Genomic DNA, 24,771 nt, shown 5'->3' on the forward strand with positions numbered 1-24,771 from the left:
ATATTTCCCATGAGGAAGAGGAAGGAATCCACAATTCGTGGAACCATATTTGTGTTCTTCCTCTCACTGATCATAAGAAATGCACTCATGAGGGGAATGATCTCATCAGGTCTCATGAAGAAGTATTCTTTAGAGAGGATGTTCCTGGAACTTGAGAAACTGCATGTGATAGAAGACCAGAGCGGAAATCTTGTGGAACTTGAGAGGACAAGGAAGCAGAAGGAAATCCTTGAGGCTCTTGATAAGATATCGTGGTGGTAAAACCTCGGGAGTTCAGGATATAAAGAAAGAGATCACATTTGAATATTCCTATGCGCTTATTAAGAGAATGTTTCAATTTTCACATATAATTGTAACAACATTGAAACGTTTGAGGGTGAAGTTTATCTTTGCATGCTTTGAATAGAAGGTGCGTGAATTGAAGATCATCATTGGATAGAGTGATATATCAGCCTATTAAGAAATTTCAGGAGAAATAGTTATAAAAAAAATTAAGGAAATCAACAGTCAAAAATAGGTTGATCTTCAGGGCCAATCCGGGAGTTATCCTGAAGATTTACAGAATGTGATAAAAATAGAAAACCTCACATACAAATACCAAATTATTCCTTTAAAAAACATTATTTGTCTAATTTTTACAAAAAACTAAACTGCATATAGAATGGGACCGTTGAGATTTGAACTCAAGTCACCAACACCCCAAGCTGGTAGGATACCAAGCTACCCCACGGTCCCTTAAAAATCTCCCATCAGGAGAAGGGCATAATCTCATCAATAAGCTCAATGTGTGATAAAACCATTCTTCTGCAACAGTATCTATCCAGACCGATATCATCCATTATTTTGGATACTTCCTCAGGAGTTGGCTCCCTGTTTCTGGATCTGATTTCAGAAATCTGTGCCTCAAATTTTGTGTAATCAGATGCGATCACTCTACCGCAGCTGAAACATCTGATAGGTATAATCACTCATATCACCTGTAGGATTTCTGTCTCTTTGCCCTGGCACCCCTGCCCATGGGTTTCTTTGGAAGCTTTCTTCTTATGTCGTTAACCATTATTGTCCTGTCGTACTGTCTGTAAATATCCTCCACGGTCTGGTCATTCAAGAATTTGACTATGCCCTTAGCCATTGCAGTTCTTGATGCGTCCACCTGCCCGGTCAGACCCCCACCCTGAACTTCTATATCTACGTCTATACCGGAGGCCTTTTCACCTATGAGGGCTATGGGCTCTATCAGTTTCTCTCTTAAAAGAGCCACAGGATATAACTCAATTGGTGCCCCATTAATCAAAAATTTTCCAGTACCCTTTCTTGTATAAGCCCTGGCAATAGCAGTCTTCCTTTTTCCTGTTGTTATAATTGTATCAGAAACCTTTTCACTCAATTATCTTCACCTCTCTTCCCATATTCTTCGCTATATCAGCAAGGCTGACAAAACCGCTAACCTTGTTATTAAGAGCCTTATCCAGGGTAATTTTTTCTGCATCCCTTAATTCAGCAGGAACACCATCGTACACCATGAACCTTTTCAGTGCCTCCTTACCTCTAGTAGTTTTCTTTGGAAGCATATCCCCTACGGATCTCTTCAGTATTGCTTTTGGAACCCTTGGATAGTATGGACCTTTTCTTACACTACCGATATCCCTTCTTGAAAGAAATCTCTCGAGAACATATTTCCTTGAACCTGTAACCACAACTTTTGCTGCATTTACAACAACAATCTTCTCATCAGTATTGAGAAGCTCTTTGGCTATTATGGTTGAAAGTCTCCCATAAACACAGTTTGAAGCATCAATAACCTTCATATAATTACCTCATTATCTTGACGTTTGTTCCTTTTGGAATCTTATCTGCTATGGCTTTAAGTGGTATAAACTCTCCTCCAGCTTCTGAAATCTTTCTCAGTGCCTTTTCGCTGATGTAGAGAGCGGAAAGCTTGAGCTTCTTTTCCACATATCCTCCACCAAGTATCTTACCGGGGACAACGACTGTGTCACCATCATTGCATACCTTTGAAATTTTGCCTATATTTATGGAAGCATAATTCTTTCTTGGGCCACCTATTCTTTCGGCAATATCCCTCCACAGAGGAGTCTGGTTTTCCCGGGATACAGCGTTTAGGTGTTCCACTGTTTCTTTAACATTTAGATCTGTTTTGTTTGATGTTTTAAGCGACATTTTAACCATCAGAATTGACACATAAATAATCTGAGATTAATAAGGTTTTTTACTTATCTCTCTCCATTTTCCTGAACTCATTATATCTGCTCTGTAATCCTCTCTTTTCCTTATCTATGTCGTCAGTTTTACTCAAATCTATAGACGCAATATCAATTTTCCTTAATATGCCCATAATTCTGTGAAATTCGGATCTTGTTAAGGCTGACCTTGAAAATAAACGCCTAAGCATCACACTGGTTGATGGGATTTTATGAACAGGAAAGTTAACCTTCCGACTTATTTCAATAATTCTGTCTACAAGCATTCCCATCTCCTCCCCAGTGGCCCTCTCCTTTTCAGGAAACTGGAAAAATTCCTGTTTCATACCTTCATACATAATTATGGCGGCCGCGTGGGAAAGATTGTAAATTGGGTATTCATCATTGCCAGGTATGGCAATAAAAAAATCACAGAGAGCCAGCTCCTCATTTCTCAGTCCGTCACCTTCACGACCCATTAATATGCATGTTTTCATTCCCGGGTCGTAATAGTTTGACCAGAAAAAATCAGGTTTCACTGGTATCCTCCTGTAATCCTTCAGATTCTTTGAAATTACAGAGGAGGTTCCAACAAGGATGTCGAAGTCCTCTCTCAACTCCTTGACTGAACTATAATAAATTGCATTATCCAGAAAGCCATAAGCCTCCTTTGCTCTTGCATATGCATCATCATCAAGAAAACTTTGCCCAACGAGGATTAAATTAAAAAAATTTGTATTCTTCATAACCCTTGCCACTGCACCGATGTTCCCTTGAACTTCCGGCTCAATCAGGGCTATGAACGTCTTGGAAAAATCAGGCTTCATTTACTGTTTCTTTGGACTGATCTTTTTCCTGTTCTGCTGGTTTATCGGAATCTTTTTGATTTTCTGCAGGAACTTCTTCTGCCTTGGGTTCATACTTTTCCACTATGGAGAGAGTGTATTCTTTTATGTATTTTCTTGTATTCTCAACAACCCTGTATTTTGCATCGAACCACTCAATGTTGAATCTGAATTCCTCAGGAACATCCAGTTCTATTTCCTTTGCATTCTCCTTTACTTCGAACTTGTCTGACCCCGGTGTGAAGTTCTGATCTATAAGTGCCTTAACCTTTTCTGGCACAGTTTCCAGCTTTGAAAGGATTTTGTATTTGTAATATACATCCTTACCAGCCCAAGGATGATTGTAATCAACAACCACTCTTCCTGGACTAACTGATAGAACTTTTCCTCTTCTATTGTTGATCCTTACCTCCTGACCTGGAACGGGGTCTATCTTGTTTCTCTGAAACTCTGCATAGGTGTGAACCTTTATATTTTTAGGATCCCTGATTCCATAAGCATTTTCAGCTTTTATTTCAACCTCATTCTCGTCTCCTGGATTGGCCTTCAAAAGGCTTTCATTAATCTCTTTGAAAATATCCTCAGAGCCTACTATCAATACCCCTTCATTATATTTCTGATCGGGATCATAAATATTGTTTTCCTTTGCCAGTTCTTCGTTGTTAGTAGCAACTAATTGCTTGTCCGAGCCTATTCGCATTTCGAACGTAATTTTTACGAAATCTCCATTTTCCATTATATCACCGGAATAGTTCATAGGTAATTTAGGATGATATTTAAAAGTATTCTGTGAGTGAAGAAAAAATTCATTTCACCTTTCTATCACGGTCATCTGTATATGGATCCAATCTCAGAATCTATGAAAAGTTTGGTTCCCTCCTCAGGCTTCTCAAAGAGAATTGCACTATATATGAGTGTTTTTCCATTCTCCTTGATCTTATTCAATACCTTTCTCTCTATTTTACCCTCTATTATGAATGCTTCATAATTCGTGATCCAGTCAGACTGATCCTGAAGATCATCCATGGTACCGATGAAAATACCGTTCTTGCCTGTTATTCCAGCATATGACTTGCCCTCTGAATAACCCCGTCCCACAGGGATTCCCGCATTCAAAAGAGAAACCCTTGATGTTCCGGAGAAGAGATATTTCTGATTCCCTGACACAAAGACAATTCTCTCACCCTTTGTCAAAACCTGAGATTGTATGAGTTCTGAAATTATCTGATCAGAATTCCTATCCTTGCTATCCCCCCTGAGAAGATATGGCCTTACTGATCTGAGTATGTTAATTTGTCCAGCAGTTACCTTGGAGGACGTAACACCTATAATTTCACATCCTGGCCTGACCGATGACACCATCCTGGCGGTGTTCCCGGTTCCCGTTACTGCCACAATCCTATGGGCCCTTGATTCTGATGCAATAACCCTCGCTGCCCTTGCCATGGAGTAGGTTATTCTGCTTCCGTAAAAATTTTCAGGTTCAGGAAATGGATCTGAATTCTTTTCCACAAACAAAGCAGTCTCTTTAAGAGTCCTGACAGCTTCTAAAGGAAACTTCCCAATTGCTGTCTCCTCTGATAACATCAGGGCGTCAGCATCATCAATTATGGCATTGGTTACGTCAGATATCTCTGCCCTTGTGGCACTCTCATTTTCCACCATACTTTCCAGCATCTGTGTGGCAACTATTGTAGAAACACCGTATGCGTGTGATTCTTTTATTATCCTTTTCTGACTTATGGCAACTTCATGTAAGGGCATTTCAACACCCAAGTCACCCCTGGCAACCATAAGTGAATCTGATGCCGATATTATGCCTGAAAGATTGTTCATTGCCTGCTGAGTCTCTATCTTTGCAATGATCTTTATATCTCCCTTCTTCTCTATTATGAGGTCATGAACGCTATCGATTTCGTCACGACTCTGCACGAATGAAAGTGCCACAAATTCCACTTCGTTCTTTATGCTTAGATCTAGATACATCCTGTCTCTTTCCTGGAGAATTCCAAGAGGAATGTACCTCCCAGGGACGTTCATTCTTGCCCTGTTCCTCAATAATCCAGAATTTTCGCAAACTATTGTACATATTCCATCTTTGCTTTCCTTTACAATAGTTGATATTTTTCCATCCATGAAAAGAACCCTGTCCCCTGGTTCCAGAATGCCAACTATTCCCTTTACAGCAATTTTAATATCTGTACCTTCACCTTCGCCTACCGTATATTCCTTTCCCTCACTCAGTTGTAATGAATCCCCTTTTAAAATTGCCCTCAATTCCGGCCCTTTAAGATCCACCATAATTGCAACTATCTTTCCATAATCCTTTCTGAACTTCTCTCGTATGGAAACAAGGTAATCAAGTTCTTCCGGGGTACTGTGGGCTGTATTTAATCTGAAGCAGGATACACCATTCTTTACCATTTCTAGCATTACCTTTTCATCCTTACACGCAGGACCAAAGGTGGCAACGATCTTTGTGTTCGGAAGCGCTTTGTCGTTTTGCATATGTCTTTAATAGAATAAGAGATAAAAGAGTTTCCTGATACCAAATAATTCAATTTTTCATGTATTTCCTTAAAAACATTAGAAGAATATTCCATGTATGATTTTGAAATCCTTATATGTAACGTAGTAATAAGATTAGGATATTATGGATTACCCAATAGAGGCGGTTATTGAAGTGGAGAGGGATGATTGCAAGATAACGGAGGCAATAATGTCCATGGAAGGTGTCAAATCCATTTCAAGACTTAAAATTGAGCCCGATGAAACACTTCACAGCGTGGAGAAAGATTCATTCAATGAAAGAGATATGATAATTTTAAAAAGACTTTCATCCAAGGTGGCTAAGGCTGGCCAGAACAAGGTTTGGGTTTACGGAAAGAGTTGCTCGGCCTGTAATGCAATGGCTCTTAGTGATGCTGTTGTTATATCAAGTCGATCCGTTGACAGAAAACGGGTCCATTTCAGGGTTCTATTACAGAGCAGAGGGTCCCTCAGGAGGCTTGTAAAGGATCTGGAAAGCAAAAACCTGAAGCCAAAGATAATTGAAGGCCCGGAGGAGATAAAAAACGAAATGTCTGAAAGGGAGTTCAGCGTTCTAAAAATGTGTTATGACCTTGGATATTTTGAAAACGAAAGGGATGCATCTCTTACTGAAATTGCCAAAATTATGGGTATTTCCACATCTTCCCTATCCGAGACTCTGAGAAGAGCTATGAAAAAGATAGTGAAGGATTACCTCAAAAGCAAACAGATCTAATTCAATGACTCCTTTATTTTTAATGCTTTTGTGTATATTTCCTTGAAAGAATTGAAATCTACCTGCTGCCTTGCATCGCTCAGAGCTTTTTCAGGATAAGGATGAACTTCAATCATTAGGCCATCCGCCCCTGCTGCAACTGCTGCGTAGGAAAGAGATGGAACATATTCCCTCTTTCCCGCGGGATGGCTTGGATCCACCACAATGGGATATTTGACTTTTTGTTTAAGTACAGGTACCGCGGATATATCAAGAGTGAATCTTGTTGAATCTTCAAAGGTTCTTATTCCCCTTTCCACCATTATTATATCTTCATTACCTCCCATGGACACATACCTTGAAGCCTGGTAGAATTCTTCAATGGTGTTTCCAAAGCCCCTCTTTATCAGAACTGGTTTTTCTGCCTTTCCAGCCTTTTTTAAGAGTGCAAAATTCTGACAGTTTCTGCTTCCTATCTGGAATATGTCAGTATAATCACCAACAAGTTCCAGGTTCTCTTCATCCATAACCTCAGTCACAACAAGCATATTGTTTTGATCTGCAGCCTTTCGGATTAATTTCAATCCTTCCTCTCCCAATCCCTGGAAGCTTTCAGGAGATGTTCTGGGCTTAAATGCCCCTCCTCTCAGTATTTTAACACCAAGTCCCGAAAGGAACTTTGCTGTTGAATTTATCTGTTCCTGGCTCTCTACCGCGCATGGGCCGGCTATGAATCTTATCTGCCCATCCGGGAAGAGATCTCTTACACTTAGCATTTCACTCATCATGGTAATTACCTTCTATTTCTTTAATTTCTTTTAAAAATTTTGGGTCATTTAAAACTGATGTACCTATAAGATAAGCATCATATGGCATTTCAATCAATTTCCTCATGTTTGAAACGTTAATACCGCTTTCAAGAACCTTTATGCATTTTCTTGATTTTATAAGATCAATTGCAATTTCCTCTGCAGGTTCCATTTTCAGTGTCCTCAGATTCCTTCGGTTGTAACCGATCATTATTCCATCCATATCAGGTATCCTGGCGTATCCATCCTCTGAGTGGAATTCAACCAGCACATCCATGCCCTTTTCCATACCGTATTCAGCCAGTTCAAAGATCTTTTCTTCACTCAGGAAATCTGAAATGAGCAAAAAGGCATCAAAACCTGCACGGAATCCGGAGTCTATCATCTCTCTCCTGTCCACGAAATCCTTCATAAGCATTGGCTTAGAGAGATGCTGCAGAATTATGCCATCTTCAAGTGACCCAAGAAAATTTTCAGGTTCTGTCAGTACGCTTATTGCGTCAGCTGATTTTCCTATTTCAGACATAAATTCCTGTGGTTTTCTTATGATCTCCCCGGAAAACCCTGAAGGGGACTTTCGCTTGAATTCAAATATGAAACCTTTCCTCCCCATTGCCTTCCTTTCTGACAGTATCTTTGACATGGAAATTATTCCCCTTCTTCTCATATTTGATCCAATAAGCTTCCTGTTCCCATTATTTTTATAAATGGCTTCTACCACATTCATTATGATACCTCTGCAAAGTTCCTTATTATATTTTCACCGAATTCTGTGTAGTAACTTTCCGGATGGTACTGTATGCCAAAGAACTGTTTTTCTTTGTCATGAAAACCCATGACGCTTCCATCTCTTCCGGATACGGCATCCACTATGAGCCTTTCTGATGGCTTGACGGTCAGGGAATGATACCTCACAGCCCTGAATCTTTCAGGTATGTTTCTGTACAATGGTGATTCATTATGAACAATTGTATCAATTTCACCATGAAGTGGTTTTGCCATAACATTGATCTCAGACCCCAAAAAGTAGCCTATTGTCTGGTGTCCAAAACAGATGCCAAGTACCTTAACATTAATGCATCTTTTGAGCAATTCCATAATTTGACCTCTGTCTCTTGGATTTTGTGGATTTCCCGGACCTGGAGAGATTATAACTCTATCATATTTCTCAGGATCAACCCCATTCAGGTCTTCGTTCATACGAACATCCAGATCATAACCCAAATTTCCCGCTATCTGAACGATATTATAGACGAATGAATCATGGTTATTTACAAAGAGCAACTTCATTAATATCACCTCCTGTGACCGATAGAGCCTTATTGAACATTTCCTGAACCTCATTTTGTGGAACAGAATCCTTTACAATACCAGCACCGGCACGTGCGTAAAAATTTCCGCCAATCCTGTAAATACATCTTATACTGAGTGCGAGGTCCATTTGATCTTTGGAAACAAGTCCTACGGCTCCTGAGTAAGGACCTCTGTCATCCCCTTCGTAACGGTCGATGATCTCCATGGCCCGCTCCTTAGGTGCACCCGAAACTGTTCCGGCAGGAAATACTGAATCCAGAACCTGTGACATTTTTAAATCCTTTCTTCCCACAGATTCAACCCTGCTTACTATATGCATGACGGAGTTGAATTCCCGAACGATCATGGAGTTGGTAACACGAACACTTCCGTATTCTGATATCTTCCCCAGATCGTTTCTCGCAAGATCTACAAGCATCCTATGTTCCAGAAGTTCCTTTTCGTCCTCCAGAAGGGATTTTTTAATAAGTTCCCTTTCTGCTGAATCTGATGAAAATTTTCTAGTTCCGGCTATTGGTTCTATCATTATGTTTCTTCCATTTACCGTGACAACATTTTCCGGGGAACTCCCCAGGATTTCGTAATCTCCAAATTTGTAGTAAAAAACGTAAATGGATCTGTCATTTCTTATGAATTCCTTCAGTCTTTCCACCGGGTCCGGAAATAAAGGCCCAAAGGTTCTTGACAGCACCACTTGAAGGACTTCGCCGTCCCTTATCCTTCCCACTACTTCCTTTATATCCTCTTCAAGTTTTTTATCCACGAATACTCCTTTTACTCTGCTTCCACTCATTGGCGCTTCTCTTTTAATGACATTCTCGAATTTTTGATCCGGAACCAGAGCGATTATTCCAGGATATGCAGATTTCCTATTTTCCAGATGGAAAAGATGCCTCGCATATGTAAAAGATACAATGACCGGCGTCTCCTCCTTAAGATCATCCAGTAATGCTGAAGAATCTGATTCTACTATTTTATCTCCCGTAAACAGCATTTCCCTTCCATTGATTCTCTCCTCATTTTCAAACCTGCAAATGTATGCAAAATTCCTATTTCTCTCCAGTAAATCAGGTATTCTTTCAATTAATGAGTTCATGATTTCTCAACCTCCTGAAAAAATCGTCTATTAGCCTTACGTCCTTTTTTCCTGGATATTTCTCCAGAGAGCTGCTGAGATCTATAAAGTCTGCATTTAATTTTACAATTTCATCGATGTTTGAAGGACCTATTTTGCCAGCAATTCCTACATTTTTCTGTAAGAGATTTGATATGCTTGGAATCAGTTCTTTGATTCCACTCCTTTTCTCCAGAAGTATCATATCTGATTTTTGTTTTATATATTTGAAATAATCAATGAAATCCGGGTCATCAAGATTTACCACGCTTATGACTCTCCTTCCAGTGTCCTTAATCCCTTCTACATCCTGAATGCTGGTCCGGAAATGTAACTGAGCATACTTTTCTTCGCCCTGATTTTTCAAAGCTTCCTCTATGGAAGTGTATACGGCCACAACTTCAAGACCAAAACCGGACAGTTCATTTACGAGATCCACAGTTCCCCGCCTTGGTGACTTATCAGAGAGTATGACTCCGATTAAATCTGAACCGGATTCGTTTGAATATAAGGCATCAGGAACATTTGTGATTCCGCAGACCTTAATTAGCATCAGGCACCTCCATTACTTTTCCCCCTGTCACTTCCTGCAGCTTTTTCAAAACTCTTCCGGAAAAAATTGCCTTCATTGCAAGTTTGTATGAATCCTCGATTGTATTCTCCATACCATTTGCCATAATGCATGGAGCTGCATTAAGTGCAATGAAACTGGATGCACCCTCAAATCTCCCTGTCAATCCGCCCATTGTCTTCTGAAATATCTCTTCTCTGTCTCTTCCTGTGGTCTCATCGTCAGATATTCTTTTACCAATTATATCGTGAGCATTCAATTCAATCATTCTCACTTCTTTGTTGACCATCATAAGAAATGATTTTCCTGAGTAAGATATTTCATCCATCCCATCTTCCGATCTTACGACAAATCCACGGTCCCCTGAAACCTGCATACTTTTAGCGTAAATATCCTGTATCTTCTCCTCGGTGCAACCGATTACCCTTATTTTTGGACGAAGTGGATTGGTCATTGGGCCCATCAGGTTAAAAATAGTGGGATGTTTTAGAATCTTTCTTATCTCCCCAAATTTCATGAACGCTGCATTATGAATGGGGGCCAGAAGGAATGAGAAGTTGTTTCTTGATAGTTCATCTATTATTTCCTCCTGGGTTTTTGGAAACTTATAGCCGCTCATTTCCATAAAATCTGCTCCACCGGATTTTCCAGTAATTCCTCTGTTTCCGTGCTTCCCTATTTTTATTCCCAGGGAACTGCAGACTATGGAGGCTGCGGTACTCACATTTATTGTACCCTTATGATCACCACCGGTTCCAACAATATCTGAGCAATCTCTGTATTCCTTTATAGGGGAAAAGGACATTAAGCCATCTGCAAACCCCCGGATTTCCTCAGGAGAATATCCCTTTAAATACATGGATGTCAGATAGACACCTTTCACAATATTCGTGTAATTTCCCTCTGTTAATTCCTTTGCAATTATTTTGGCTTCCTCCTTATTCAGATCCTTTCCTTCCATTATTTTAGATAAAAAATCATCAAACATATACAGCACCTCCAAGCCTTTTCACCTCTTTCATGAAGCCATCCAGGTCATTGCCGTCCATGTAACTCACAAGGCTGGAACCTATTGCTATTCCGTCTGCACCCTGATCCCTTAAATTCTTTATCATATCCAGGCTGTTAATGCCAAAGCCAAAGATGACCTCTCTTTCTCCAGCCAGATTTCTTATTCTCTTAATCAAAATGTCCATACTCACGGGAACGCGTATACCAGTGGAAGGCTGCAATCCATGGTAGATCCAATCATGGGTCTGTGTAATCACTTCACTGATCACCTTGTCTGGTGTTGATGATGTAAAGAAAGGTATCAGTGACAGACCTCTTTCGTCCATGGCCTTTGCGAGATCCGCCCGTTCATCAAAGTAGTCTGTAAGAATATCCGGTACGATCGCACCATCCATCCCAGAATCCTTTAACTGGTCAAGAAATTCTTCCCTATTGGAGCTGAAATGGTTGTAATAAACAAGTGCAAAGATCCTCTTTCCAGATTTCTTTGCAATTGATACTGTTTCCTTTAGATCCGAAAAAGAAAAACTTTCCATGGCTTTCTTGTGCGTTTTCCTTATCACTGGACCATCATAGTATGGCTTTGATGTAGGTATTCCCAGTTCCAGGTAGTCGAACCTTTCATTGATCATTGCATTGAAGAATCTATGAAATATCTCACTGGAAGGGTATGGGAATGTAAGATAAAGGGCAAGTTTCATCTCAATCCCTTATGAAAGATAGATCCAGAAGACCGTGGCCGCTCACATTTATGACCACGGTCTTTCCCTGATTTTCAGGCTTTCTACAGTAATCTATGGCAGTTGCAATGGCATGAGATGACTCTGGTGCTGGGACTATTCCCTGGGTCCTCGAAAAGATACGGAAAGCCTCAAGGCTTCTGACCTCATCAACCTCATCTGTTTTGATCCTCCCATGTCTTATCAATAGGGAAAGTGCAGGCGCGGCGCCGTGATAGCGAAGACCACCAGCATATATGGACTTTGGAACAAAATCTGCGCCCAGAGAAAACATCTTCAGTTCCGGTAGAATTCCCGCAGTGTCAATCAGGTCGTACTTGTATTTTCCCTGACTGAACTTGGGAACTTCTGTTGCTGCGGTTGCGATCATTTCGGCGTCCGTGTCCATGAATGGAAAAGTGAAACCTGAGAAGTTACTTCCTCCGCCCACACATCCAATTAGTGTGTCAGCCTTCTCCCCGAGTATCTCCAGCTGCTTTTTTGCCTCCTGCCCTATTACGGATTGATGGGTAATAACGCAGTTTTCAACGCTTCCAAGGAGATATCTTATATCATGATCCAGAGCATACTGTACCGCTTCACTTATGGCTATGCCCAGAGTTCCAGGATGTTCTGGATCTTTATGGAGTATCTCTTTTCCAAACTTTGTTAGATTACTGGGACTGGCATATACATCGGCTCCGTAAAGATTCATGATCTTCTTTCTCAGAGGCTTCTGATCATAACTCACCTTTACCATAAAAACAGTGGATCGAAGGCCATTTAGAGTGGCTGCAAGAGCCGTGGCAGTACCCCATTGCCCTGCTCCTGTCTCAGTCACAACCTCTGCAAGTCCTTCATTTGCAGCGTAATATGCCTGGGGAAGGGCGGTGTTTATCTTGTGAGAACCGGTTACTGTTCCTCCCTCATATTTTAAGAATATCTTACCTGTAAATTTCAGAAATTTTTCCAGATTTTTTGCCCTTATCAAAGGTGTTGGTCTTCCTATCTGAGAGTATTCCTCTATTACTTCATCCGGAATTTTTTCGTATCTGCTCGAAGTGAATTCCTGCCTTAAAACCTCCTTGGGCAATATTCTGTTAAGAAGGTCTATTGAGGAGTTTTCAGGATCATGATCCCTGGCTGGTGGTAATGGCTCCGGAAGATCAGGAACAATATTGTACCACTTCTCCGGTATAATGTCTACATTCTGCTCAGTATACATAATAAATGTGATGTAACGATTATATTAAAACATTAGTGCTTTTTATTCAATTATTATTCTTTTAATCCTCTATGAATGAATACGGTTCCACCGGCAAGCCTTGATGATTGGACTTCCCTGAAACCTACATCCTTCATAACTTCCGTGAATTTCTCTGGAGAAACAAAGTTTAAAACGGATCTTGCCAGATAGGAATAGGAATTGCTCCCACTGGCTCTGTCCAGAAACATGGGAACAAGCCTGTAAAAATAGATTCTGAAGGCTGGTGCAATGAAACTCTTTCCAGGATCAAAAATATCCATATTACAGAATCTTGCACCTGGCTTGAGGACCCGAAAAGCCTCCTTCAGATATGCCTCCAGGCTGGGGACATTTCTTGTTAAGAAACATGATACGCCTCTGTCAAAATAGGAATCAGAAAAGGGCATCCTGTCCGCAGAAGATAGGTTGAAATGAACCCCTTTCATAGATTTTGGAAACATCTCTTCTGTTATGTCTATGGCCTCTATATGCACATTCTCTCCCCTTGAAAGTATCTCTTCGGACACCTTTCCAGATCCTGCCCCTGCATCAAATATGATCTGCCCATTCTGAACATCCAGCAGATCGATAACTCTCTTCCTCCATCTCTTATCCATTCCAAAACTCATTATGGAATCGAAGAAATCGTATTTTGAACTGATATTCCTGAATACTTCCCTCACCATCTTTTCCTTTTCAACCATTTCAAAACCTCATTTTGGCATACTGTGCATGAGGGACATTTGAAATTTTTATTATATTTTCAGGATCTATGAGTCCCATACTTATCCCTATACCCACAGTGTATTCTCCAACAAAATTTCCGATGGTACATATTTTCATTGCCTCTTCCAGAGTCTTTCTGGACACTGAAACGTCTCCATAAAATTCCCTTTTGACATTTATGTGAAGCCCGTTTTCTCTTATTTCCTTACCTATGAGGTTTGTGTCAGCTGCACTTAATAGAACTTCTCCGTTCACATGAACCAGTTTCATATTCACTCTGAATGCCATTCTACACCTTATCTATATGCTTGTCCTGTGGAGAATAGAATATGGATGAACTTCTTCCCATCTTTATGGCTTTCAATGCGTCTTCCTTACTCATTCCCCTGTTCCTAGCCTCTTCTACTACACTTTCTTCCAGCGGAGCAACGCCCTTCCGCATTTCCTTAAGGTCTCTGATAATATCGAGAATGAGTTCAATATCTGATCTCTTTGAAGAACTCATTCCCGTCTCCAGCACGTCGATATCCAAACCATTTTTGTCGCTGGATACATCTCTCAGGTAACTTTCCACAATATTCTTTGCCAGTATTGCATCATCAAGAGTCACAACCTCTGAAAGCCTTGCCTTAGCTGCCGCCTCTGCAAGTCTTATGGTTGATTCCAGCTGTCTCGCAGTTATTGGAACAGCTTTGAATCTCCCGCTTGTACTTCCCGAATTCCTCGTTCTTACATATTCTTCCTTCAGGAAAGCCATTGCATCCTCTGACATCTTTGGAAATATATGACTCTTTGCATATGCCACGTACTTTCTGAATATTTCCCTTTCCAGTGGTGGTTCGTAATTCTCCTCATTCTCAATGGTTTCAAGCTGGATATTGCTTATCTCCTGGCTTCTGTAAATCTCCCCAAGTCTGTGCGCATTAAGCACATGTTCTGCAAGTTCCTCGTCTCTCTTCAGATCTGGTTTGTCAACAAGCCTGAATATTACATCAAATCTTGACACCAGTGGAGGGGGGAAGTTTATCTGGGACATAAAATCCTCATTTTCGTCATATCTCCCATTTTTTGGATTGGCAGCAGCCAGTACAGAACATCTTGATTTCAGGGTAGCCATAATGCCTGCCTTTGATATTGTAACCGTCTGCTGTTCCATGGCCTCATGCATAGCAGCTGTGTCCTTATCATCCATTTTGTCCATTTCATCTATTGCAACAAATCCATTATCAGCAAGAACAAGAGCCCCGGCCTCAAGGGTCCACCTGCCCTCACCGAAATCATCCCTGACTGCAGCTGCAGTTAGACCTGCCGCGCTGGAACCTTTTCCTATGGCAAGAACTCCCCTTGGGGATATCTCAGACATGTAACGAAGCAACTGGGATTTTGCAGTACCTGGATCACCCACCATTAAAATATGGATATCTCCCCTTATGGTTGTTCCATCCTTCATTGTCTTCCTGACACCACCAAACATCTGCAATGCTAAAGTTTTCTTTATATGTTCAAGACCGTAAATGGAAGGGGCAATAGATGCAGCCAGCTTGTCTACGATCTTGGGATCCCGGGATAAATCAATAATCTCCTGCTCTTCTGCTGGAGATATACTGATTTCCTCCATTTCCCTTGTTGTTTTTCTGTAATTGATCGTATAGAGAAATGTACTGAACTCTGTGAGCAGGTTGCCCCCATATACCTTCTGTTCAGCCTTTAAAATACCATCAAATGAAACCCTGTCACCCGGAAATAGTTTCCCTGCTATATCATCTTCCGAGATAACTGTTAATCTCAGAGGTTGCGCACCTCCATTTATATTCTCCGGGTTCTCCTGAATTTCGATCTTCTGGGTATCTATGAATCTGGATTCATTAACAAGAAGGTTAAATTTTGGCTTATTTTTCTCGTTTGGGCATTCTTCGTTGGAGCATCTTTCTGGCTCCTCCAGTCTTCCCCTCTGTTGAAGCATGTATGTGATAGTTTTGCAGTAAACGCATTGAAAAGCCGCATTATAAAGCCTTGGCATGACCTCTGTATTTTTCCTTATAATTCCAGAAATAGAGATAAGCTTTCCAACGTTAATACTTCTAAGATTCCTTATTTCCACCTTTACATCTGAGGTTTCAGGCAGATTTGTCACTCTTATATTTACAATTATTGAGTTTGGATCCTTTGCTGTAAAATTTGGAGTATTTGATGCTATATACTCTCTCAACAGTTTGTTGCCTTCGTTCAGGGTTTCCTCTGCATTTTGTAAAAGATAGAGAGAAAATTTAGGATCAAACTTGTCTATATCATCGAAGGAAACATACAGGCTTCTCTCCTCAGGATAGTGAGAACTCATTCTTGTGATGTAATCATAGTAGCCATATTGCTGGAACAGATGATCCCATAACTTCTTCAGTTCTTCCGGTTCATAGTATTTTCGCTGTTCCTCCAAAAGATCATCTCGATACATACTCCATGCATGTTTAAGTGATTATTAAAATGTGACAGGTTTACTTTATTTATCATATATTTTTTCATTCCTGACCAATATATGCGTGATCCAGCATAATGATTTCCAGACATATGTATTATTCATTTAACATCTGCTATATAATTGTTTTATCCATCTTCCTTCCTTTTTAAATTAGATTTCAGATTCTTTTCGCAAGTTGGACAGCATGCGTAATAAATCCTATTGTTAAACAGGAACTTCCTCGGATTCTCCAGTATTAATTTATCACAGTAGTCACAGTGAATATTTGCAATCCTCCCCAAACTTTGACCCATATCTCTTTTCTTGGCTATCTTTATGTCTTTGATCTTTAAGTTTTCAAACTTCATTAAATTTTCATAGTATATTATTAACATAAATGTCCCATCCATAAGGGAGAAATATTCAATGACATCTTCCATATTTACCTGATCAATACTTTCTACCACAATTATTCCTATATCCCTCATATCATCCTGAACAACCACAGTAAAGTTGAGAATCTTTCCGCTTTGAATCAATGAATCCATGGCCTTACTAACACTAATTCGACTGGCCTTAATTTCCTTCGCAGCATCCTGAATGCTTATTCGTGAGTTTATTCTTAGAATGGCAAGTAATCTCTCCTCGATTTCAGATAGATTTCTTTTCATTATGTATGATATCTTTTCATCTAATATGCACTTTGTAAAGAAAGTATTCTTATAAAATGCAAGAATCTCAAAGTTATGCCAGTTGATGTGATTTGTGGGATGAAAGTGAAAGAAAATACGCCATATACCAGCGAATTTCAGGGTAAAAAATACTATTTCTGTTGCAGTACATGCAAAGAAGAGTTTGATAAAAATCCATTGAAGCACAGCAGATGAATGAGGTAAAATGCCTACCGATCCCGTTTGTGGAATGTTTGTCCCGAAAAGTTCTGATCTTTTCACAGAAATAGATGGAAAAAAATATTATTTCTGCTCAAAGGGCTGTTTGCTCAAGTTTTCATCTCCAGAAAAGGAGGCTAAGACTCTTAAGAGAAGGCTTATTCTCTCATGGGTTCTATCAGTTCCAATTCTTCTTATTACCTATGTTTTTGGTTCTTTTTTAACTTACAAAGACTATATTCTTCTCGCTCTTGCTATTCCTGTACAGTTTTACGCAGGTTATGGTTTTTATGATGGCGCATGGCATTCATTAAAAAGCAGATCTGCAAATATGGATCTCCTTGTTTCCCTGGGGACACTGACAGCATTCTTTTTCTCCCTCTTCTTAACAATATTTCCCAACTCAATACCCTCCGCTGGAATATATTTTGATGCATCTTCATTCATAATAACCCTCATACTCACCGGCAATTATATAGAAAACCTTACAAAAAGAAAGGCAAACAGGGCTGCTGAAAAGCTTCTGGAAAATCTACCATCCATATCACATCTAGTTGATGATACAGGAAAGATAATTGATGTGCCATCAGATACACTAGTTCCAGGCCAGATTATAATCGTGAGAACAGGTGAGACTTTTCCAGCCGATGGATCTGTGGAAGATGGACTTACTGAAGTAGATGAATCAATGCTCACTGGAGAACAAACTCCTGTTTTAAAGGAAAAGGGCAATAATGTTTCTTCTGGAACCATTAATCTGGTTGGACCGGTTAAAATAAGAGTGACAAATACTGGAATGAATACCACCATAAGACAGATCTATGACATGATCGAGAGGGCATCTTCAGGAAGGGCAAAAGTGCAGAGAGTGGCAGATGTTTTTTCATACTATTTTGTTCCGGTTGTTCTTGCATCAGCCATTGCATCTTCTCTGTTTTGGTACTTCTATCTCGGGAGTATGGGATATAAGGATTCCATTGAGATTGCAGTGCTGGCCTTTGTTTCAGTTATCGTTATAGCATGCCCCTGTGCCATTGGACTTGCAGGTCCAATAACATTACTCATTTCATCGAACATATCCTCAGAAAATGGAATTATAATAAAAAACACCAGTGCCCTTGACCGTCTGTCAAGGGTTAACAGGGTGATATTGGATAAAACCGGAACGATCACCGAACCCGTTCCTGTTGTTCAGAAGATGGAACTGCTAAAAGATATGACGAAGAGTGAAGTGCTGGAATATATTTATCCTCTGGAAAAGCAATCCAATCATCCGGTTGCCAGGGCAATTGTAAATATGTCCGAGGCCTTGGGAATAAAGACACTTAAAGCAGAGAATGTGAAGGAGATTCCGGGTCATGGCATGGAAGGATATGTTGAGGGGAAAAATGTAAACATAATAAGAGGAAATGTTAATGGGGGCTCATTAATCCGAGTTAAAATTGATGATCAGGAAGTATCTTCAATCATAATTTCTTACAAAATAAGGGACGATGTAAAATCCACAGTAAGTGGCCTGAATAAACTGGGAATCAAAGTTTCTATAGTTTCAGGAGATTCATATGAAGAAGTTAAGAGGATAGGAGATGAGATCGGCGTCAGTGATATATATGCAGGAATTAAACCAGATCAAAAGGCGGAAATCCTTAAGGAGTTTCAAATGAAAGGAGATTATGTAATGTTTGTGGGCGACGGGATAAACGATTCCATAGCCCTTGAGACAGCGGATGTGGGAGTATCAATGGGCTCAGGATCTGACATCGCAAAGGAAAGCGGTGACATATTACTCCTTAATAACAGACTGGAAAGCCTGATAAAGATCAAATTGATTGGAAATGAGACAATAAGAAAGGTAAAGCAGAATATTGGGTGGGCTTTTGGATACAACGCCTTTCTGATTCCTATTGCAGCTGGACTTCTGGTAATACCCTTTGGCCTCTGGATTTATACTATTTTACCAATTCTATCTGCCCTGGCCATGGGAATGAGCTCTTCCTCAGTGGTGACCAATTCACTACTCTTAAGAGGAAGAATTAGAAAGGCTTTCTCAGTGATGAGTTAAGTCAATAATGAGGTAAACCTTCTATTGTCACAAAACTTAAAAGGATGGTCCAAGTGGAGGAAAATAAGGGCATAATAAAAATAGGTAACGGCCTTATAAAGATCGATTCGAAAGTAATGAACATATGCAGGGGCAAGGCTCTTTTAATTAAAGTCAAAGAAATTAAAGGCCCTTGCAAAGACGAAAGATGCCAGATAATATGCAAAACAAGTGCCGAAATTTTACCAATAGATGACTATGTATGCATTGAACAATGTATAAGAAGAGATTTGGGAAATACAACCGTATTAATGGAAAGAAAAATATTTGATAGCATAGAAAAGGGGAGAGAAAAAGTAAGAATAAAAATAAGTATTACTGGTAAGATTAAAATAAAGGGTTTTACACCCTGTTGATGGAATCATAAAAATAGATATTCATTGTTTTTCGGTTGTCTGTGCCCCGGTTACTGTGCTTGCAGCATTGAATTTCCATATTCCCATTGATGGATCCTCGGAGGACTCTTCCAGTGACAACCCCTTTGTCTCTCTTATGGTCAGGACAGTCACTATTGCACCAATCACTGCCATTCCACCCAGTAGAAGGAATTCACCAGCATTTCCAAGAATTACTCCCAGTATGAGGAAGAGGAAAGTAAATATTCCTGCACCAAGCTTTGCTATGGATGCTGCAATTCCGTGACCTGTGGATCTTATGTTTGTGGGGAACAGCTCAGTTGGCAGTATGAATGTTGTCGTGTTTGGCCCTATATTACCGAAGAGATATGATATACCGAACACTATCACGAATAGATCCAGGCTTGTCTTCAGGAATGAATACTCAAATCCCAGCACTATGTATGATATTGCCATCACGGCAAAACCCAGTATCTGGAGGAATCTTCTGCCAACTTTGTCAATGAGACCTACTGCAATCCAGTAGCCCGGAAGTGCGAATACTCCTGCAAGGACTGTGTCTCCAATTGCCACGTTGAATATTGTTCCCTTTAAGGTGGACGCTGAGCCATATCCTATATGTTCAAGTACGAATCCATTGTTCAATGTGGTCCCGTAAAATGCCATATCGAATATGAACCAGCTGATTGTGGTTCCAAGGACAAATACAAGATACTTTCTGAGTTCTCTCATATAGTCCTTCGTCTGAAGTCTTGCAGGGGCAGATGTGGCGCTTGACGACACATTGCCAGAGGCTCCGGTGATTGACTGTATAGCCTTTTCTGCCTTGTTTCTGTCTCCCTCGACCTGCAATGAAAATCTTGGAGTTTCCATAAGCTTTCTTCTAAGATACACAACATATATGGCAGGAAGAGCTCCGAAGGCCAGCATTAATCTCCATGAGTCAGCTAGTGGAAGTACGTATATTGAAGCCAGACCTACAAGAGCCCCTGAGACAAGACCAAAACCCTGCATTGCGAAAACCATACTCACAAGCTTTCCTCTGTGCTTATTGCTGGAGTATTCACTCATTATTGTTGAACTGATCGGGTAATCCCCTCCAACTCCTATACCAACAATAAATCTTGTAACTATCATCATAACATAGTTCACGGAAAGCGCAGATATTATGGTGAACACAATCATTATGGCAAGTTCAAGCCCATATACCTTTTTTCTTCCCCATCTGTCTGAAATGTGTCCAAAAATCATTGCCCCAACAAAGGCCCCAAAGAGCACTGAGGAAGATATTGCACCCTCAATTATACTAACTGTTGGAACCTTGTAGCCAAATAGAAGGGAGTTTCCAGTTATGGCATTCAGATTGAACCCGTATGACGATGCAAGTATTGGACTTGCAACCGTAAGGACGAAGAGAAGATAGGCATCCGTAAAAAATCCCATCCCCGCAACGAACATTGTCTTAACATGGCCCACCTTGAACCCTGATTCATTTAGGGGCTCAAGGACTCCATTATCCTTATTTGATGTTGTCATCAGAAGAAGAATTGATTAAACATATTATAGATAATCTTAATAGAATATAGATACTATATAATGAATATATATCTCTATTAATTAACAGAATATCTATTGAAATAAAAAATTTCAGTGGGATCTGCAATTACTATTGATTTTCCATTAAGAATATCATGTGGTATGATCTCCAAACCATGTTGTAGCCTTAACACCGCTTACGGCATCCTCGAGCATTTTTATCTCTTCTTCACTCATCTTCCATCCCATTGCACCGGCATTTTCTTTGACATGTTCGGGATTGGAGGCCCTTGGTATTGGAAATACAAAATCATACTTGCTCATAAACCAATTCAATACTATCTGAGGCATGGTCTTTTTTCCGTGATCTTTGGAAATAGTTTCCATAATCTGCTTTGCCTTTTCATCTGAGTTGACAAGCTTTCCGTGAGACAGTGGGAAATATGCAAGTATGGATATTCCCTCCTCCTTACAGTATGGCAAGATATCCCTTTCTATATTTCTATGAGCAACGTTAAAATTCATCTGAGTTGATGCAATCTTATATTTTTTAAGGCTTTCAGACGCCATTTTCATATGGGTAAGATCAAAATTACTTATTCCTATATGCCTTATTTTTCCCTGATCCATCAGAAATTCCATTGCCTTTAAGGCCTCCTCTATTTTGCTCTGGGATGATTGCATATGTAACTGATACAGATCAATATACTTAACCCCAAGATTTTTCAAGCTTCTATTGCAGGATTTGATAAGTTTTTCATAGGTGTAGTGAGTTGGTAGAACCTTTGTAGCAATGAATATAGTTTCCCTATCGTATCCTTGAATTGCCTCTCTCACCAGAGGCTCGGTCTGGTACATCTCCGCCGTATCTATAAAATTGATTCCCGATTCCAAAGCAGTTTTGATTGCCATTACCTTCTGCTCCTTTCCTTTTCTTATCTTAAATAATCTGGCTGCTGCAATCCATGAAGGGTCATAATAAGTACCTACTCCCATTGGGGAAACAAGTTTCTCATAATTAGAGAATTTGACTCTATCCATGTGCCTTCAATAATCGCTCAACATATAATGCTTTCGCAGAAAAATATATTCCCTAATTCAAAAGAAAATAAGTTAATGATCAATATTAAATGAGTAATTTTTCTGATCCTTGCTGATCAAGGCCGTCCCTGGAACGAACTCATAACGAAGCTTGGAAATTCTCTTTATATTTATAAATACTACTGGTTCGACCGTTCTCTCGAGTATCTTTTTCAAACCCTTACGCATTGTATTGTTTAACTCAATAATCTCAACACGCTGAAAGTCTCCACTGTATATATTTACTGGAATTTTCTCCGTATTTTCTCCAAACAAATTCCTGTCGAATTCCAGTGTTAAACTATCTCCGATCTCGAGCTTCATCACTCACACAATAACCAAACATTACGCATGTATATAAACATAACCTATTGGTGAGCTAATATAACTATACCAGATATGATATTATCAATAATAATGATTCTTATCAAAAGCCGTCCATTAAAGATAATTTGGCATCATTAAAAACGACACAGGGTGTCTGAAAGATAATGTATGTTTTTTACAAACTTATCTTCACAGGACTAAAATGATATATATTGTTGTAATATGCAACATTAGGGGCTCGTAGTCTAGTGGTTATGATACCGCCCTTACAAGGCGGTGGTCACCGGTTCGAATCCGGTCGGGCCCATTTAATCTATTAATCGAATACTTTTTATGCCATTACTCATTATGCTATCATGACCATTCAGCCCAAGTATCAGGATCTTCTTCTAGATGATGATGTGCGAAGATGGTTTGAGAACCTGAAGGCAAAGTCCGTTCTCACTGCAACAGTTTATCTAAGAGGATTAGGGTATTATTGCTATCTCAACGCTACAAATCCCAAGGAAATTCTAGAAAATGCAAAGAACAATGAAAAGGAATTCAAAGATAAATTCATAGATTTTATAAGAAAGCTGGAAGGAGAGGGTAAAGCAGGATCATATATAGTTAGATTCAAGAAAATAATCTTATCATGGCTGAAGTTTAACGGTATCAGTTTACAGTTAGCCGTTAACATATCAGGAGAGAACGAAACGCCTACGATAGCAAACGAGAGAGTGCCGAGCAAAGAGGAATTGGCAAGGATATTGAGAAAAGCGACATCGCGAGGAAGGGTTATCATAGCATTAATGGCATTTTCAGGCTTGAGACCGGAATCCCTTGGCGATTATGAAGGTACCGATGGATTGCGGTTAGGGGATTTAAAGGAGCTGAAATTATCAGATGAGATACAGTTCGATAAGATCCCTGTTACTGTAACGGTTAGAAGCAAGCTGAGCAAGGCTAGGCATCAGTATTTCTCATTCATAGGTGAGGAAGGAGCAACATATATAAAGGAATACCTTGAAGAGAGGAGAAAGCATGGAGAGGAATTATCATATGATTCACCGCTATTGCAGTTCGATGTCCGAGGAATAAAGAAGAACCCATTTCTAAGGACAACTCTCGTTACAAGGGATGTGAGAGATGCAATATACGGAGCGGGAATGAAAATGCGGCCGTATGTTTTAAGGGCATATTTCTCAACGGCTCTTGACATAGCAGAGAGCAAAGGTCTCATATCGCACCCGTGGAGGCAGTTCATAATGGGTCATAAGGGCGATATCGAAGCGAGATACAGCACGAACAAGAGACTGCCTCCGGACATGATCGAGGAGATGCGCGAGTCATATAAAAAATGCTTAAAGTACCTTGAAACGAGGATAACAGAGCCATCGGAGAGCGATGCAAAGCTGTACCTCCAGCAACAGCTTTTACTTGCAGTCGGCTACAAGCAGGATGAAATCGATAGAATGAACCTTGCTGAGATGGACAACGAGGTATTCCAGAAACTGCTCCGCGACAAGGTTGCAGGTGCAATGTCAGGCAACGGCTCAAAGCAGAGGCTCGTGCCTGTTGATGAAATAGAAAAATTCCTCAGTCAAGGCTATGAGTTTCAGGCAGTATTGCCCAACGGAAAGGCTATAATGAAGATGCCGTTCTAATTATATTATGCCTATTCCAGATAAAATCCCTGATGAATTGCCAAAAAATGAAATATGGGCTACATATTTCATCGACAATTTCAAGAGCATCTTCTATTACACGCTTCCTGACATATGGGATGCAAGGATAATGGGAATGTTAAACATATTCAATCTGCTTGGAATGACGCCGATACAATCGGAGCTTATAAAAAGGATGCAAGAAACGTTTAAAAAAGACAGAAAGTTTTACTGGAATCACCTGAACCGATTGGTAAAAATGGGCATGATAAAGACAGAATTCGATATAAACAAGAACAGAAAAACATACTATGTTAACAGGGAGTACATACTGCGGGACAGACCGATGACTGATGAAGAGATAAAGGAGACCTTTGAATACTGGGTGAAAATTGCAGGCTTATATTACGGAAAAGATGATAATAAACGCTTCAAGGGACAGTATCCCGAATTTTGTGTAAGAACAAATGAAAGAACTCCATCAACAATGGATAAATTTCATGAAACATAAAAGGATGCCTCCTAAGAACAACCCAAGGAGGCAATGAATAATGGAAGAGTTTGATAAAAAGATATCGGA

Annotated in this window: 28 protein-coding genes, 2 tRNA genes and 1 pseudogene; 8 read left to right on the top strand and 23 right to left on the bottom strand. The window is 40.0% G+C overall.

The window, feature by feature from the left end:
• Positions 1-261 (top strand): annotated as a pseudogene (locus tag ACNF42_RS05920) (IS1634 family transposase); the annotation flags it as partial.
• Between the two features lie 401 nt (positions 262-662).
• Here the strand turns inward: ACNF42_RS05920 and ACNF42_RS05925 are convergent.
• The 8 genes from ACNF42_RS05925 to pyk form a co-directional block, all read right to left on the bottom strand.
• A tRNA-Pro gene (locus ACNF42_RS05925) sits at positions 663-735 on the bottom strand.
• Positions 736-749: 14 nt separating this feature from the next.
• A complete protein-coding gene (locus tag ACNF42_RS05930) occupies positions 750-968 on the bottom strand; it encodes a DNA-directed RNA polymerase subunit N (protein ID WP_443339768.1) in 219 nt (72 codons plus the stop codon).
• A 5-nt stretch (positions 969-973) separates the two neighbouring features.
• Positions 974-1,387 carry a 30S ribosomal protein S9 gene (locus ACNF42_RS05935; protein WP_443339770.1) on the bottom strand — a complete coding sequence of 138 codons (414 nt, stop codon included), beginning with the start codon at positions 1,385-1,387 and terminating at the stop codon, positions 974-976.
• A complete protein-coding gene (locus tag ACNF42_RS05940) occupies positions 1,380-1,808 on the bottom strand; it encodes a 50S ribosomal protein L13 (protein ID WP_443339771.1) in 429 nt (142 codons plus the stop codon). The genes ACNF42_RS05935 and ACNF42_RS05940 overlap by 8 nt, the downstream gene beginning before the upstream one ends.
• Before the next feature lie 4 nt (positions 1,809-1,812).
• A complete protein-coding gene (locus ACNF42_RS05945; RefSeq protein WP_443339773.1) occupies positions 1,813-2,190 on the bottom strand; it encodes a 50S ribosomal protein L18e in 378 nt (125 codons plus the stop codon).
• A 40-nt stretch (positions 2,191-2,230) separates the two neighbouring features.
• Positions 2,231-3,028 carry an RNA methyltransferase gene (locus ACNF42_RS05950; protein ID WP_443339774.1) on the bottom strand — a complete coding sequence of 266 codons (798 nt, stop codon included), beginning with the start codon at positions 3,026-3,028 and terminating at the stop codon, positions 2,231-2,233.
• Entirely contained in the window at positions 3,018-3,782 is a 765-nt protein-coding gene (locus ACNF42_RS05955; RefSeq protein WP_443339775.1) for an FKBP-type peptidyl-prolyl cis-trans isomerase, read from the bottom strand. The genes ACNF42_RS05950 and ACNF42_RS05955 overlap by 11 nt, the downstream gene beginning before the upstream one ends.
• Positions 3,783-3,874: 92 nt before the next feature.
• A complete protein-coding gene (gene pyk, locus ACNF42_RS05960; protein WP_443339776.1) occupies positions 3,875-5,554 on the bottom strand; it encodes a pyruvate kinase in 1,680 nt (559 codons plus the stop codon).
• A 145-nt stretch (positions 5,555-5,699) separates the two neighbouring features.
• Between pyk and ACNF42_RS05965 the strand changes: the two genes are divergently transcribed.
• Positions 5,700-6,311, top strand: a complete 612-nt coding sequence (locus ACNF42_RS05965; protein WP_443339778.1) for a helix-turn-helix domain-containing protein — start codon at positions 5,700-5,702, stop codon at positions 6,309-6,311.
• On the opposite strand, the gene aroF is transcribed toward ACNF42_RS05965, so the two are convergent.
• The 12 genes from aroF to ACNF42_RS06025 form a co-directional block, all read right to left on the bottom strand.
• The gene (gene aroF / locus ACNF42_RS05970; protein WP_443339779.1) at positions 6,308-7,078 is read right to left on the bottom strand and encodes a 3-deoxy-7-phosphoheptulonate synthase; all 771 of its coding nucleotides are present in this window, start codon (positions 7,076-7,078) and stop codon (positions 6,308-6,310) included. The two genes, ACNF42_RS05965 and aroF, sit on opposite strands and share 4 nt — an antisense overlap.
• Entirely contained in the window at positions 7,068-7,826 is a 759-nt protein-coding gene (locus ACNF42_RS05975; RefSeq protein WP_443339781.1) for a beta/alpha barrel domain-containing protein, read from the bottom strand. The genes aroF and ACNF42_RS05975 overlap by 11 nt, the downstream gene beginning before the upstream one ends.
• On the bottom strand, positions 7,826-8,389 hold the full coding sequence (locus tag ACNF42_RS05980; RefSeq protein ID WP_443339783.1) for an anthranilate synthase component II: 564 nt from the start codon (positions 8,387-8,389) through the stop codon (positions 7,826-7,828). The genes ACNF42_RS05975 and ACNF42_RS05980 overlap by 1 nt, the downstream gene beginning before the upstream one ends.
• Positions 8,367-9,509, bottom strand: coding sequence for a chorismate-binding protein (locus tag ACNF42_RS05985; protein ID WP_443339785.1), 1,143 nt, complete (start codon positions 9,507-9,509; stop codon positions 8,367-8,369). The genes ACNF42_RS05980 and ACNF42_RS05985 overlap by 23 nt, the downstream gene beginning before the upstream one ends.
• A complete protein-coding gene (locus tag ACNF42_RS05990) occupies positions 9,493-10,080 on the bottom strand; it encodes a phosphoribosylanthranilate isomerase (RefSeq protein ID WP_443339787.1) in 588 nt (195 codons plus the stop codon). Before ACNF42_RS05990 ends, ACNF42_RS05985 begins: the two co-directional genes overlap by 17 nt.
• A complete protein-coding gene (trpD, locus tag ACNF42_RS05995) occupies positions 10,070-11,086 on the bottom strand; it encodes an anthranilate phosphoribosyltransferase (protein ID WP_443339788.1) in 1,017 nt (338 codons plus the stop codon). Before trpD ends, ACNF42_RS05990 begins: the two co-directional genes overlap by 11 nt.
• The gene (locus ACNF42_RS06000) at positions 11,079-11,810 is read right to left on the bottom strand and encodes a tryptophan synthase subunit alpha (protein ID WP_443339790.1); all 732 of its coding nucleotides are present in this window, start codon (positions 11,808-11,810) and stop codon (positions 11,079-11,081) included. The genes trpD and ACNF42_RS06000 overlap by 8 nt, the downstream gene beginning before the upstream one ends.
• Before the next feature lies 1 nt (position 11,811).
• Positions 11,812-13,053 carry a TrpB-like pyridoxal phosphate-dependent enzyme gene (locus tag ACNF42_RS06005; protein ID WP_443339791.1) on the bottom strand — a complete coding sequence of 414 codons (1,242 nt, stop codon included), beginning with the start codon at positions 13,051-13,053 and terminating at the stop codon, positions 11,812-11,814.
• A gap of 53 nt (positions 13,054-13,106) precedes the next feature.
• Positions 13,107-13,778 carry a class I SAM-dependent methyltransferase gene (locus ACNF42_RS06010; protein ID WP_443339793.1) on the bottom strand — a complete coding sequence of 224 codons (672 nt, stop codon included), beginning with the start codon at positions 13,776-13,778 and terminating at the stop codon, positions 13,107-13,109.
• Between the two features lies 1 nt (position 13,779).
• Entirely contained in the window at positions 13,780-14,088 is a 309-nt protein-coding gene (locus tag ACNF42_RS06015; RefSeq protein ID WP_443339795.1) for a DUF424 domain-containing protein, read from the bottom strand.
• Between the two features lies 1 nt (position 14,089).
• The gene (locus ACNF42_RS06020; protein WP_443339797.1) at positions 14,090-16,252 is read right to left on the bottom strand and encodes a minichromosome maintenance protein MCM; all 2,163 of its coding nucleotides are present in this window, start codon (positions 16,250-16,252) and stop codon (positions 14,090-14,092) included.
• Positions 16,253-16,401: 149 nt separating this feature from the next.
• Positions 16,402-16,926 (bottom strand): TRASH domain-containing protein, encoded by a 525-nt coding sequence (locus ACNF42_RS06025; protein WP_443339798.1) that lies wholly within the window; start codon positions 16,924-16,926, stop codon positions 16,402-16,404.
• 75 nt (positions 16,927-17,001) lie between these two features.
• Between ACNF42_RS06025 and ACNF42_RS06030 the strand changes: the two genes are divergently transcribed.
• The 3 genes from ACNF42_RS06030 to ACNF42_RS06040 are packed head-to-tail and all read left to right on the top strand — an operon-like array spanning position 17,002 to position 19,602.
• Positions 17,002-17,142 (top strand): YHS domain-containing protein, encoded by a 141-nt coding sequence (locus ACNF42_RS06030; RefSeq protein ID WP_443339799.1) that lies wholly within the window; start codon positions 17,002-17,004, stop codon positions 17,140-17,142.
• Positions 17,143-17,152: 10 nt separating this feature from the next.
• Positions 17,153-19,207, top strand: a complete 2,055-nt coding sequence (locus ACNF42_RS06035) for a heavy metal translocating P-type ATPase (RefSeq protein ID WP_443339801.1) — start codon at positions 17,153-17,155, stop codon at positions 19,205-19,207.
• A 53-nt stretch (positions 19,208-19,260) separates the two neighbouring features.
• Entirely contained in the window at positions 19,261-19,602 is a 342-nt protein-coding gene (locus tag ACNF42_RS06040; RefSeq protein WP_443339803.1) for a hypothetical protein, read from the top strand.
• Between the two features lie 21 nt (positions 19,603-19,623).
• Here ACNF42_RS06040 and ACNF42_RS06045 read toward each other — a convergent pair whose 3' ends face one another.
• The 3 genes from ACNF42_RS06045 to ACNF42_RS06055 form a co-directional block, all read right to left on the bottom strand.
• Positions 19,624-21,138, bottom strand: a complete 1,515-nt coding sequence (locus ACNF42_RS06045; protein ID WP_443339804.1) for an MFS transporter — start codon at positions 21,136-21,138, stop codon at positions 19,624-19,626.
• 153 nt (positions 21,139-21,291) lie between these two features.
• Positions 21,292-22,179, bottom strand: a complete 888-nt coding sequence (locus tag ACNF42_RS06050) for an aldo/keto reductase (protein ID WP_443339806.1) — start codon at positions 22,177-22,179, stop codon at positions 21,292-21,294.
• A 72-nt stretch (positions 22,180-22,251) separates the two neighbouring features.
• Complete coding sequence (locus tag ACNF42_RS06055) at positions 22,252-22,545, bottom strand: hypothetical protein (RefSeq protein ID WP_443339808.1); 294 nt, start codon at positions 22,543-22,545, stop codon at positions 22,252-22,254.
• 234 nt (positions 22,546-22,779) lie between these two features.
• On the opposite strand from ACNF42_RS06055, the gene ACNF42_RS06060 reads away from it, so the two are divergent.
• The 3 genes from ACNF42_RS06060 (at position 22,780) to ACNF42_RS06070 (ending at position 24,702) form a co-directional block, all read left to right on the top strand.
• Positions 22,780-22,852: transfer RNA gene (locus ACNF42_RS06060), tRNA-Val, on the top strand.
• Between the two features lie 49 nt (positions 22,853-22,901).
• Positions 22,902-24,191: a site-specific integrase gene (locus ACNF42_RS06065; RefSeq protein WP_443339810.1), complete on the top strand. Its 1,290-nt coding sequence runs from the start codon at positions 22,902-22,904 to the stop codon at positions 24,189-24,191.
• Between the two features lie 7 nt (positions 24,192-24,198).
• Entirely contained in the window at positions 24,199-24,702 is a 504-nt protein-coding gene (locus ACNF42_RS06070) for a hypothetical protein (RefSeq protein WP_443339812.1), read from the top strand.
• Positions 24,703-24,771 lie beyond the last annotated feature (69 nt).

The sequence above is a fragment of the Cuniculiplasma thermophilum genome, from assembly GCF_052315355.1.
Classification (GTDB): domain Archaea; phylum Thermoplasmatota; class Thermoplasmata; order Thermoplasmatales; family Thermoplasmataceae; genus Cuniculiplasma.